General features: G+C 45.5%; 9 protein-coding genes. 2 read left to right on the top strand and 7 right to left on the bottom strand.

Going from position 1 to position 12,241, the window contains the following annotated elements; all coding sequences use genetic code 11:
- The first annotated feature begins 290 nt into the window (after positions 1 to 290).
- Both ACO0K2_RS01450 and ACO0K2_RS01445 read left to right on the top strand, forming a co-directional pair.
- Positions 291 to 743: a pilin gene (locus tag ACO0K2_RS01450; protein ID WP_423015000.1), complete on the top strand. Its 453-nt coding sequence runs from the start codon at positions 291 to 293 to the stop codon at positions 741 to 743.
- A gap of 157 nt (positions 744 to 900) precedes the next feature.
- Entirely contained in the window at positions 901 to 4,614 is a 3,714-nt protein-coding gene (locus ACO0K2_RS01445; RefSeq protein WP_423014998.1) for a fused MFS/spermidine synthase, read from the top strand.
- 134 nt (positions 4,615 to 4,748) lie between these two features.
- Here the strand turns inward: ACO0K2_RS01445 and ACO0K2_RS01440 are convergent, their stop codons facing one another.
- The 7 genes from ACO0K2_RS01440 to recA all read right to left on the bottom strand — a co-directional run bounded on the left by ACO0K2_RS01440 (position 4,749) and on the right by recA (position 11,561).
- A complete protein-coding gene (locus ACO0K2_RS01440; protein ID WP_423014996.1) occupies positions 4,749 to 5,351 on the bottom strand; it encodes an FHA domain-containing protein in 603 nt (200 codons plus the stop codon).
- A 56-nt stretch (positions 5,352 to 5,407) separates the two neighbouring features.
- On the bottom strand, positions 5,408 to 6,214 hold the full coding sequence (locus tag ACO0K2_RS01435; protein ID WP_423014994.1) for a Stp1/IreP family PP2C-type Ser/Thr phosphatase: 807 nt from the start codon (positions 6,212 to 6,214) through the stop codon (positions 5,408 to 5,410).
- 493 nt (positions 6,215 to 6,707) lie between these two features.
- Positions 6,708 to 7,589, bottom strand: coding sequence for a succinate--CoA ligase subunit alpha (gene sucD, locus ACO0K2_RS01430; RefSeq protein WP_423014992.1), 882 nt, complete (start codon positions 7,587 to 7,589; stop codon positions 6,708 to 6,710).
- Positions 7,590 to 7,607: 18 nt separating this feature from the next.
- A complete protein-coding gene (gene sucC / locus ACO0K2_RS01425; RefSeq protein ID WP_423016123.1) occupies positions 7,608 to 8,792 on the bottom strand; it encodes an ADP-forming succinate--CoA ligase subunit beta in 1,185 nt (394 codons plus the stop codon).
- A gap of 31 nt (positions 8,793 to 8,823) precedes the next feature.
- Positions 8,824 to 9,420 carry a DUF2889 domain-containing protein gene (locus tag ACO0K2_RS01420; protein WP_423014990.1) on the bottom strand — a complete coding sequence of 199 codons (597 nt, stop codon included), beginning with the start codon at positions 9,418 to 9,420 and terminating at the stop codon, positions 8,824 to 8,826.
- Between the two features lie 374 nt (positions 9,421 to 9,794).
- Complete coding sequence (gene recX, locus ACO0K2_RS01415; protein ID WP_423014988.1) at positions 9,795 to 10,253, bottom strand: recombination regulator RecX; 459 nt, start codon at positions 10,251 to 10,253, stop codon at positions 9,795 to 9,797.
- A gap of 261 nt (positions 10,254 to 10,514) precedes the next feature.
- Complete coding sequence (gene recA / locus ACO0K2_RS01410; protein WP_423014986.1) at positions 10,515 to 11,561, bottom strand: recombinase RecA; 1,047 nt, start codon at positions 11,559 to 11,561, stop codon at positions 10,515 to 10,517.
- Between the last annotated feature and the right edge of the window lie 680 nt (positions 11,562 to 12,241).

The following is a 12,241-nucleotide window of genomic DNA, read 5'->3' as shown; positions in this document are numbered from 1 at the left end:
ATAACAGGTCACCGACCGCCAAATTTTGTCACTCTCAAATAATTGACGTTTTTTGTCACGTCGAAGCGGACAACTATAAAATTGCGTCGTGGATTTTTTTCCTTCACTCATCTTCCCTCTACGAAGCATGCACGAACAAAGCTAAATTAAAAAAGAAACATCGGGAACATTCGACTATTTTTATATTTATTTTATTAATAAAATCTTAATTATTGTAGCTAATTGAAAGCTGGCACACTAAATGCTTAATCAGCGTTGTAGTTCATTCCCTATCACTCAAGGAGTTTTAAATGAAAATCACTAAAAGCATTGCTTCTCAAGCACAAAAAGGTTTCACTCTGATCGAATTGATGATCGTTGTCGCGATTATCGGTATTTTGGCTGCTGTTGCATTGCCAGCGTATAAAGATTACACAGTGCGCGCTAAAGTTTCCGAAGTTATCTTGGCGGCATCTGCTGGTAAAGACGCTGTAGCCGAATTCTACGCTTACAATAATGCGTTCCCTGCAGCGACTTCTTTAACTCTTGCTACACAAAGCACGAAGTATGTCGCATCTGTTGCGCAAAGCGCCGGTATCATTACCGCTACAGCATCTGCTGCGGAACCAGCAATGAGCTCGGGTACTATTGTGTTGACACCAACAGCACCGGCAACAACAGGTGGCGCAGTGACTTGGACTTGCAACACAGGTACAACAGCGATCCCAACTAATTACTTGCCTGCAAGCTGCCGCGGTAATTAATTAGTTTGATCTCCAAAAATAGCCCCTATGGGGCTATTTTTTTTACTTGAGATTTTTTCGACCGAAAAGCTCTAAAGAAATCAAACGAGAATATTGCAATAGTATCTAGTTTTTAACTATCAACAAGATCTAACTCTCCTAACGACCAAGAATAAAAATGATATCTAGAAAAAATGGTGTAGAAGACTACAAATCAGCTCAAAAAATCGCACTCATTTTTACTTTTATTTTTTTAGTCAGTGCAACATTAAAACTTAATACCTGGCCATATGAGTCTTATATTCGGAATATGCCAGATTTTAGCCCAAGTGCTTTTTTTGGATTGTTTAAAAGCCTCTCGGTGATTTTTCTTTTACTTTTTATTGGTTCAAAACCATCAGTCAAATCCTGTCAACTCGCTTTTCTATCCGGAGCATTGCTCACTATTTACGTTGCTGTGCATCTAAAAGTAGGAAACCCCCTCACGTGGCTACAAAAACATGGAGTCGATGGCTTCATTACTTTGACCGCCCTCATGAGCATTCCAGCCATCACTTTGCTCTTCATAAAAATAATTAAAATTTTCAGAACAACCAGTAACACGATATTTGAGCAAAATTTATCTCGATTATTTGTCGTTATTATTTTATTTTTTGCATTTCCTGCTACCGCATTTGAGTTAGGGGTCCTTTTCGACCCGCTTGTCTACGATTTATACGCAGTGCGTTGGGATGTAAGTAGTGGTCTTAACTTTGTCCCATCCCTCTATCACATTGTAAACTCCAACAGTTGGCTACCAGTTTTAGTAAATATCGCATACGGTTTTACGCCTATCGGTTTTTTATTGGTTTCTTTAAAACAATTAAGCGGTATGCCTACGCACGTCGCTTCTGGTGCAAAAACATGGTTGATTTTGTCTGGATCCGCGATCTTCGCGTATTATTTTTTCCCAGTAACTGGCCCAAAGTATATTTTTGGAGCAAATGAATATATTCATTCATTAAAAGAGTGGAACCATTTCCCGATCCAACTAGTACCAGGAGGAGCTGCGCCAAGAAATGGTATGCCTTCTATGCATTTTGGCTGGATGCTAGCGTCAACTTTGCTATGGTGGCGCACTGGTAGTTCTTGGTGGAGTAAGCTCCTTTATGTTATCGCGACGGCGTTGACTATGACCGCTACTCTCTACCTAGGTGAGCACTATGTGGTCGACCTCATCGTAGCCGTCCCTTTTACACTAGCGGCTATCGCGCTCTGCACCGAAACCGTTGCTTGGTCATACGCTGAGAGAAAATGGACTGTTATTGGTGGATTCCTCACCTGGTTCATTTGGATCGTCGTACTGCGTGAGCTAGTGCCTTTTTCAGAGCAACATCCATGGTTCTGCTGGGTGATGAATGGATGGACAGCCATCGTCGTGGTTTTTCAATCAATTGCCATAAAGCGCTTCAATTACCTCGCAGCATTACCGATTGAAAATGCAGTTAGCGATCGTGGTCTCAAACTGACTTTCTTTTCGACTTTGGAAAGAAAAGTCAGCGTCATGTTTTTTGCCTCTGGCGCTGCAGCATTAATTTATCAGGTGGTATTTGCGAAGACGCTCGCTCTCACCTTCGGTAGCACCTCAACAGCTACGTTGACAGTACTCTCAACGTTCTTAGGTGGAATGGCAATCGGGTCGTATCTGGGTGGAAGGTTCGCGAGTCAATCGCAACGACCCCTTTTCACCTATGCTGCGATCGAGGGTCTGATTGCTCTGTATTGTATTGCCACCCCCGCGCTATTTCATGCGACTCAAACGCTCTATGTGTCTGTAGCGAAGGGAATCTCACCAGATTCACCAGCTTTGTTATCGCTCAGAGTATGTCTCGGTGGGCTGGTGCTCATCGCACCGACGATACTTATGGGGGCAACATTGCCTCTGCTTGCACAAATACTTAATATAAAAACACATCGAATTGGTAGCAAAGTTGCACTGCTTTATCTTGCCAATACAGCAGGAGCCACAATCGGCGCCTTGATCTGTGGTTATGTGTTGATCCCTTACGTTGGTATCACAAACACGACACTCATCGCTGCAGTGCTTAATTTTTTAGTGGCTCTGGGTGGTATCGAACTTAATAAAAAATGGATCATTCAACCCTCCATAGATACGAAAACCATCGTCTATATCATCCCAGAATCACCGAAGTATGCAATGAATCTCGTCTTATCCACGTTGGGCATTGGAGGACTGTTATCTTTAGGACTTGAAGTCACATACGTACATATGCTTTCTATCGTAGCAGGAAACAGCGTTTATGCTTTTAGCTTGATGCTGGCGACCTTCCTGTCAGGACTGTCGATTGGTGGTTTTCTCTTCAAGGGCCTATTGGAAAGATCACAGCCAGAACCATTAAGATGGCTCAGCTATGCATTGATTGGACTAGCACTCAGCACTGCATGCAGTATCTACTTTTGGAACGCTATTCCAGATTATTTCGCTAGCTTCGCGGCACACCCACCAGCTCGCACTTTTGCAGCAAGAGAAGCAATTCGTGCCATCGTTTGTGCATTGATTATGTTACCACCCACTATTTTTATCGGTGGCGCGTATGTACTAGGCATGGACATCATCACCCACCTAACACCGAACAAGCAGATCCAGGCTGTTGGCGTTGGATCAGCAATCAATACGGTGGGTAATATTATCGGCGTCGTGTTATTTGGTTTCGTTTTATTACCAAGCATCGGTGGTATTCAATCCATTCACGTCATCAGTTTGACGGCGTTATTGTTATCAATGCTCGTGATAGTTCTGAGTGGTTTGCCATTGAAGAAACACGACTATCTTTTAGTGGTGTTCTCCGGGTGCCTGATATTAGTTTGCGTTGAAATTCCGCTCAATTATCAAGCCTTGAGCTCTGGTGCGAATGTTTATTTTGCGCCTCAAGCGATCGGCAAGGTCATTGATCATGCAGAAAGTATTGATGGTGGATTGACCTCGGTGACACAAGCAACAGGCGAGAAAACAAAAACTTTGCTCACCAACGGTAAATTTCAAGGCAACAATTCCTGGCAAGGTGAAATGACCGCCCAAATTGGCTTCGCTATCGTTCCATTGATGCATCAAGAGAAGCGTGATCGTGCATTAGTGATTGGCTACGGGACTGGTGTCACCAGCCGCGTATTGAATGATGCTGGCTTTAAAAACCTAGATATCGCAGAACTAAGCCGCGATGTCGTTCAGATGGCGAATAAGCATTTCGGTGAAGTGAATGCGCATGTGACTGATCTGCCGCATGTCCATCTTCACATCACCGACGGACGCAATATGCTATTGCTCGCTTCGCCGGAACAACGTTACGATATGATCAGCCTTGAAATTACCTCTATTTGGTTCGCTGGCGCGGCGTCGCTGTACAACCGCGAATTTTATCAATTGGCCAAAGCACATCTCCAACCAGACGGCATTCTCCAACAATGGGTACAGCTGCACCACTTAAATCCAACGGACATCCTAAGTATCATCAGTACCGCTAGGTCTGAGTTTAAGTATGTCTCTTTGTATCAACTTGGCGGCCAAGGAATGCTGATTGCTTCTAATGATCCGCTTCGTAGCGACGTGAATCCAACAGCCATCAATTTGGTTCGCCAAACATCGCCACTTGTGAACCTTTTAGCGCAAGCCAATCAAACGATTGAACATGTGATCGAAAGCAGAGAGCTAGATAGTCAGGGTATTGATCGTTACCTCGTCAACGTGGGCGTAGATCCAATGGTATGGATATCCGATGACAACAACCTTCGGTTGGAATACTCGACGCCAAAAGGTAATGTGAATGACGGTCCAGTTAGTTATTCGAATAACATGCAACTGCTCAGAAAGTACCGAAGCGGTGCTGTGCGGTAAGTAAACGAATTTGACGAAAGCAACAACTCGTTCGATACAACGAAGAACGATATGATGTGAAAAGAGGAGTGCTAAGCTGCTGTTTGCTCTTCAATAAAAATGGACTACGCCAGCAATGGGTAGTCCATTTTTGTTTATGAGCGATCAACCAAAAACTGCATCTTGGTTGACATCAAATCGATAATGTCACCATGTGCCAGAATGGTCTTTGCGATGATTTCCCGTTCATTGATTTTAGGCTTTGTGGCACCTTCGACGGGTGTAATAGAGTAATTGGTGGCATGCTTTGCAATCACCACGACCTGTACGCCGGGGCTGCCAATCGTCGTGATGGGTTTGACGAGCGTTAACTCTTTGCCTGCATTGTTACCATTCATTACGCGGATTTTTGCAAGAGCCGCGATGCCGGGGTCCGCCGCCACCTCACCAAGCGGTTTCACCTGCGCGCTTTTTTCTACCTGAAAACGCAATTTGTATTTGCCAATATCAATCACATCGTCATGTTGCAATAGATGCTTTTTGATAGGCTGGCTATTGACCATGGTGCCGTTGGTACTGCCCAGATCCAGCACAAACGAACCGTTCGCTGTGGTATCGATGGCAGCGTGCTGACCACTCACAGTGAGGTGATCAATGACGATATCATTGCCTGGCCGACGCCCTATCGTCATGCGGGATTTGGTAATGCTGACTTCTTGTTGTATCAAACCATTAAAGGTGACGATGATCTTCGCCATAACTCTCTCATAAATTCAATGTGAGCAAACGACCAACAGAATCGCTAACTTCAAGATTAACGTAATAACAAGCGCTGAAGCCAGGTCATACTCGGTACCGCATTGACTCTGAATAAGACGACCGATGTATTATCAATGCCGCCAGCCGCATTGGCATTATCTATCAATGCTCTGCAACAAAGCGATAAATCGCCTGCATTCTGTTGTATTAAAAGTTGAATTTCATCATGACTGAGCATATCGGTCAATCCGTCTGAACATAACATGTATAAATCTTGCTCTTTCAACTGGTGGGCATGTAATTCGACGACAACATCTTCCTGCGTACCGATCGCTCGGGTGATCAAATTTCTGATCGACGAGAATCGCGCCTGCTCTTCGGTCACCAATCCAGCATCGAGTTGTTCTTGTAGAACCGAATGATCATGGGTAAGACGCGCCAAGTGACCATCCCGGAAGCGATAGGCACGTGAATCGCCGACGTGTGCGAGCAACAATTTATCCTGAAGACAACACGCCAACACGACGGTTGTTCCCATACCAAAACAGTCCAAATTGGTTTGCGACGAATACAGCACATGGCGATTGGCGAGTTCAATGGATTCCACCATCCAGCGAGACAAGTTCAGCGCCTGCAAACCAAGCTTTGAAGTCCAAGCACCGTCGAGTTTTGAACACAAATAATCCGCGATGACTTGCGTTGTCATCGCACTCGCTACCTCACCGGCTTTGTACCCCCCCATCCCATCAGCAAGAATGGCGCAGCCATAATCAGCGCACACAACAATGGCGTCTTCATTATGATCTCGGACACACCCCGTATCAGAGAGTGCTGCGAATTCTAGTACATGCTGGTGAGACATCGATAAATGCTTAACTGTGCCAATCTGGTGGAATGAAAATAAAAACACGTCACGGCGTAACTGCTCGCCTTTTTGTTCGGCTGTTCTACTTGGAGTCGATGATTACCCGCGTGGAAATATTGCTGCCATTCTCGGGCGGGTGCAATGGCTACGTGTAAAGAGACCGACATCGAGTGCCTATGAGGGAGCACAATCCAATTTTTTCTCCTGCGCAAACGCCATGTCTAGCTTAGACAGAGTGTAGCCTCCGCCAATCAGCTCGTCTGTTTATACATCAACAGAGAAAGAGTGGAACAGAACGACACAGACGACAAGAGATTAAAAACGCCAACCGAACGCTCACGTGGCATTTCGCCTGTGAACAACCTAAGCTTAACATTAAGGAAACGAGTTTGCACAAAATTCCGGCAAATCGACGCCATTAAACGAAAAAAAGCCGCGTTCAACGCGGCTTTTTGATGCTTAACGATGGGAATGCGGCGTTGAAGCCAGATTACAGCATCGCTTTCAGCAAACGCGCCATTTCGGACGGGTTTTTAGTTGCTTTGATACCGCACTCTTCCATGATATCCAATTTAGCTTGTGCAGTATCTGCACCGCCGGAAATCAAGGCACCTGCGTGGCCCATACGTTTGCCTGGAGGCGCTGTAACACCAGCGATGAAACCAACAACTGGTTTCTTCATGTTGTCACGTACCCAGTAAGAAGCATTCGCTTCATCTGGACCGCCGATTTCACCGATCATGATCACAGCGTCTGTATCTGGATCATCATTGAACATCTTCATGATGTCGATATGTTTCAGACCGTTGATCGGATCACCACCGATACCAACAGCGGAAGATTGACCCAGGCCCAATGCAGTCAATTGACCCACTGCTTCATATGTCAATGTACCGGAGCGGGAAACCACGCCGATACGACCTTTACGGTGAATATGACCAGGCATAATACCGATTTTGATTTCGTCTGGTGTGATCAGACCTGGGCAGTTAGGGCCGAGCAATTTTGTTTTGCTACCAGCTTTTGCCATGCGGTCTTTCAACATCATCATGTCACGAACAGGAATGCCTTCTGTGATACAGATCGCCAGATCCAGTTCAGCTTCGACAGCTTCCCAGATCGCAGCTGCTGCACCTGCTGGTGGAACGTAGATCACGGAAACAGTTGCGCCAGTTGCCGCTTTTGCTTCAGAAACGTTAGCATAAATAGGAATGCCTTCGAAATCTTCGCCAGCTTTCTTTGGATTCACGCCAGCAACGAAACATTCTTTGCCGTTCGCGTATTCGCGGCACATACGTGTATGGAACTGGCCAGTTTTGCCAGTGATACCTTGGGTAATGACTTTAGTGTCTTTATTAATCAGGATGGACATATTGATTCCTTGCGATAATTAAGCGTGAGCAGCGGCTGCGGCAACAACTTTTTGTGCTGCTTCTTCCATCGTGTCAGCAGAAATGATTGGCAGACCAGAGTCAGCCAGCATTTTCTTGCCGATGTCTTCGTTTGTACCCTTCATACGTACAACCAGTGGTACTTGCAAAGATACTGCTTTAGATGCAGTAATCACGCCTTCAGCAATCACGTCACAACGCATGATGCCGCCGAAAATGTTCACCAGGATGGCTTTCAGACCTGGGTTTTTCAACATGATCTTGAACGCTTCAGTTACTTTTTCTGCTGTAGCACCGCCGCCCACGTCCAAGAAGTTCGCTGGTTCGCCACCGAACAATTTGATCGTATCCATCGTTGCCATCGCCAAGCCAGCACCGTTCACCAAGCAACCGATGTTACCGTCGAGGGAGATGTAAGCCAGATCAAATTTGGATGCTTCGATTTCCGCTGGATCTTCTTCGTCCAGATCGCGGTAAGCAACGATTTCTGGTTGACGGAACAGGGAGTTAGAATCGAAGTTGAATTTGGCATCCAGAGCGATTACTTTGCCTGAACCAGTCAAGATCAAAGGATTGATTTCAGCTAAGGAGCAATCTGTTTCCATGAAGGCTTTGAACAAACCTTGCAATTGAACGCGCGCATCAGCGATAGAGCCTTCTGGCACACCGATTTTACGGGAGATATCATCTGCTTCTGCGTCTTGCAGACCAGCGCTTGGATCGATAGCGATGGAGTGAATCAGTTCTGGATGTTTTTCAGCAACTTCTTCGATGTCCATACCGCCTTCAGACGATGCCATCAAGACAACGCGTTGGCTGATACGGTCTGTCACCATACTGACGTACAGTTCTTTAGCGATATCTGCGCCTTCTTCGATCAACAAACGACGCACTTTTTGACCTTCTGGGCCAGTTTGGTGTGTAACCAATTGCATACCCATGATCGCATCGGCGTACTCACGCACTTGCTCCAAAGATTTTGCAACTTTAACGCCACCACCTTTACCGCGACCGCCGGCATGAATTTGCGCTTTGACGACCCAGACTGGTCCGCCCAAGGTTTCAGCCGCTTTCACTGCTTCTTCAACGGACAAGCATGGGATACCGCGTGGTACGGTCACTCCGAATTTACGGAGGATTTCTTTACCCTGATACTCATGGATTTTCATACGACTTCCCTTCAGACACTGAGGTATAAATAATTAAACAAACAAACTAGCTGGGTGATTTTGCGTCAGGCGATGCTTTCGCCCAACGCGGGTAATACTGCACAACAGCCGGTCCATCGAGACGCAGCGCATGGCAACGGTCAAGCTGGAACGGAGGTTGAGTCTGGGTTGCGCTACCAGCTTGATCACTGGCGCTATCGCGGGTATCGATCACGTCGCCTGCAAAGGCTTGGACCGCCGCGGTTGGTAAAATTTGTGCAAGTTCAGTCAGATGCGTGCAGCCATGTACGCCTGCCATGCGCTCTTTGACGCCCTGACGGAACTGCTTGAGTAAATTTAAACCAATCAATTTTTTATAATCCGGCGTAATGACTTCGCAATAGCCTGGATACGGAACGGCGTCAGAGCTGGCTTCAACATCGACGATTTGAAGTTGCAGATTGACGGTCACACGGATGTGGAGATCGTGCAAGGCCTGCCCCTGTGGACGCACACCTGACGCGAGCTTGATATCACGCGTTTTATGGTCGGTGATGTGGGCGTCAAAATCCCATAGACCATCTTCGCGAGCAAACGCGGCGATGCTGATGGCACGGGTATGTTTCAACGTGCGTGGGATTGTCGGTGATGGTAAGGGCATCATGCCTTGCTGGCGGCTAATTCAATATAAAAGAGCCACAATTGCGCGTCGTTACCGCAGCTTCTACGATAACAGCCGCTCCTGCGGCGCTGCAAAAAACCTTCGAATTCTAGCACAGCTAAAACATGAACTCACCAAAAGCGGTCATTTTTTGCATTTCTAAAGTACAAAGTCGGACATCAAAACCCAAAAAAAGGCATTTTAATTGCTATTTTGACTTCGATTTTGAATGAATGGAAATGAAAATCAGTAGGAAGAAATGAGGAGACTCGATGGCTGAATGCGACACCCCACCAAAACTCAATATGATCAAGGTGGTTACCTCACGTGCCATCTAACATCTATAACTATCTCGATGCAAAACGTGGGCGCCCGACCTAAACTTCGTCATCCTCTCTCGCTGCGCGCATTGCCGCTTGGATCGCTTTCCCAGAAAATCCCCGTTGCTGCAAAAATCGACTTTGCTTAGTCCGTTCTTCGTGGTCCGCTGGGCTATGCGGAAACTTACGATGAAGCACCGCAACCGCCCTCTCCAACTCAGTTTCAACGAGTTGTTCTTTCACACGCTGCATCTCAGCATGATCAAGCTGGTGTGTTTGTAGCTCTGCCAAGATTCGTTGATTACCAAAACGCGCTGAGCGGCGATTCACAAGAGAATCAGAAAAGCGTTCAGCCGACATAAAGTTAGACGCCTCTAGCCAGTTTAATACCGCATCAACCTCGTCAGCCTCTTCTGCATAGGGAGACAGCTTTCTCGCTAACTCAACCCGACTATGTTCACGCATCGATAAATACCGTAACGCGCGTCCTTTGAGACTCAATTTTTGTTTCATCATAGATAGAGGATGGCCAGATACAGCACACACTGAGTACCAACGCGATAGAAAGCGAACGCCAATAGAATGCCAATGTAGCATCAACATTGGGCTCTCACACCGTTCACCATGTGCCAGAAAAACAAAAGCCGACAATCTCAGCTTGCTACTTCGCTGTCAATTATCGGCTTTCATGTTGATCGGCGTATATCGAAAAATACACAACGCCGATACATTTTCATTACTTCATTACCACTTCGTTCCTACCTAGTTACTACGATATTACTCAGCGGCTTCGGCATTAAACGCTGGCAAAGCTGGAACACCAAGGTGCTCGCGTACTTTATTTTCAATTTCATGCGCCAGCTGTGGACGTTCTTTCAGGAAATTACGTGCATTATCTTTCCCTTGACCGATACGCTCGCCATTGTAACTATACCAAGCGCCCGCTTTTTCAATGATTTTGGCATCGGCACCCAAATCAAGGATTTCACCTTCACGAGAAGTGCCTTCTCCATAAAGAATATCGAAATGCGCTTCTTTAAATGGAGGCGCGACTTTATTTTTGACGACTTTGACTTTCGTTTCGTTACCAACGACTTCATCACCCGCCTTGATCGAACCGGTACGACGAATATCCAAACGCACGGATGCATAGAATTTCAGTGCATTACCGCCAGTGGTCGTTTCAGGGCTACCAAACATCACACCGATTTTCATACGGATCTGGTTAATAAAGATGACCAGTGTATTGGTACGTTTGATGCTACCTGTCAACTTACGCAATGCCTGAGACATCAGACGTGCTTGCAGACCTGGTAAGGAATCACCCATGTCACCTTCAATTTCAGCACGTGGTGTCAACGCAGCGACCGAGTCAATAACGACCAAGTCAACACTACCAGAGCGCACTAACGCGTCGGTGATTTCCAGTGCTTGTTCACCCGTATCTGGCTGCGAAATCAGCAATTCATTCAAATTAACGCCCAGCTTCTGTGCGTAACCAACATCGAGTGCGTGTTCCGCATCGATAAATGCACACGTACCGCCAATTTTTTGCATTTCAGCAATGGCTTGGAGTGTGAGTGTTGTTTTACCCGACGATTCTGGACCGTAGATTTCAACAACGCGACCACGTGGCAAACCGCCAACGCCCAAAGCAATATCGAGGCCTAATGAGCCAGTGGAGACAACCTGCACTTCTTCCACCACTGCACCATCGGCCATCCGCATGACCGATCCTTTACCAAATTGCTTTTCAATTTGTGCCAGCGCCGCAGCAAGCGCCTTGCTCTTTTCTGAGCTGTTGTCAGATTTCTTATCGTCCATACATTCTTTCATTCAATAAGCAGCCGGTGGAAAATAAACGCAGGAGTGAATTCCAGGTTTTGTAGTACTGTATAAAAAAACAGTGATTTATGCAAGCGACTTTTTAAAACATATTGAAAATCGTTCTGGATTTGCGCATTTGTCGACATTGTCGAAATGCACTTAAGTCTGATTTTTGTTCAGCTAACTCTGAATTTTTTTTGGATATTTCGATATTTACCGCAAACATCATCACTAACGTGTGCAATATGGAAAAATGATGGGAAATGATATTTACTGATAAGAATGTCTTTAATCAATAACAGGGGTCGAATTTAATGGCTTGTGTTTCGCTAACGAGCCGAACTAGGCCCATTCTGAATAGGCGCTGTAGATCATGAACGGCCGAATCTTGCTTTTACTGATCAATGACTCATTAGCAGTACATATTCATTTGTACGACTGATTGTTATTTTGTCAAAAATCTCAAAACTAAACCGTTCAAGTTTGATTGTGGCATTTGGTGTTAATAAAATGCATGTAGATCATATATGTTCTTGACTCTTAAAAAATATTTAAAAAAGACTTAATCGAATTTAAATATGTAAATTTTTTTGTACGCAATCATGCGTACTGTCGAATTGGATCAATAGTCTTTCTTTACAGCCAAAGTGATTTATAAATCAATATTTGATAATAAG

Source organism: Undibacterium sp. MH2W, from assembly GCF_049340215.1.
Lineage (GTDB): Bacteria > Pseudomonadota > Gammaproteobacteria > Burkholderiales > Burkholderiaceae_D > Undibacterium.
Note: the sequence above shows the minus strand (reverse complement) of the source record. Positions and strands in the feature narration are given on the sequence as shown.

Bases quoted from the DNA above. Each gene is read 5' to 3' on its own strand.
- ACO0K2_RS01450 (WP_423015000.1), top strand. From the start codon at position 291: ATGAAAATCACTAAAAGCATTGCTTCTCAAGCACAAAAAGGTTTCACT.
- ACO0K2_RS01445 (WP_423014998.1), top strand. From the start codon at position 901: ATGATATCTAGAAAAAATGGTGTAGAAGACTACAAATCAGCTCAAAAA.
- ACO0K2_RS01440 (WP_423014996.1), bottom strand. From the start codon at position 5,351: ATGGCGAAGATCATCGTCACCTTTAATGGTTTGATACAACAAGAAGTC.
- ACO0K2_RS01435 (WP_423014994.1), bottom strand. From the start codon at position 6,214: ATGTCTCACCAGCATGTACTAGAATTCGCAGCACTCTCTGATACGGGG.
- sucD (WP_423014992.1), bottom strand. From the start codon at position 7,589: ATGTCCATCCTGATTAATAAAGACACTAAAGTCATTACCCAAGGTATC.
- ACO0K2_RS01420 (WP_423014990.1), bottom strand. From the start codon at position 9,420: ATGATGCCCTTACCATCACCGACAATCCCACGCACGTTGAAACATACC.
- recX (WP_423014988.1), bottom strand. From the start codon at position 10,253: ATGATGAAACAAAAATTGAGTCTCAAAGGACGCGCGTTACGGTATTTA.
- recA (WP_423014986.1), bottom strand. From the start codon at position 11,561: ATGGACGATAAGAAATCTGACAACAGCTCAGAAAAGAGCAAGGCGCTT.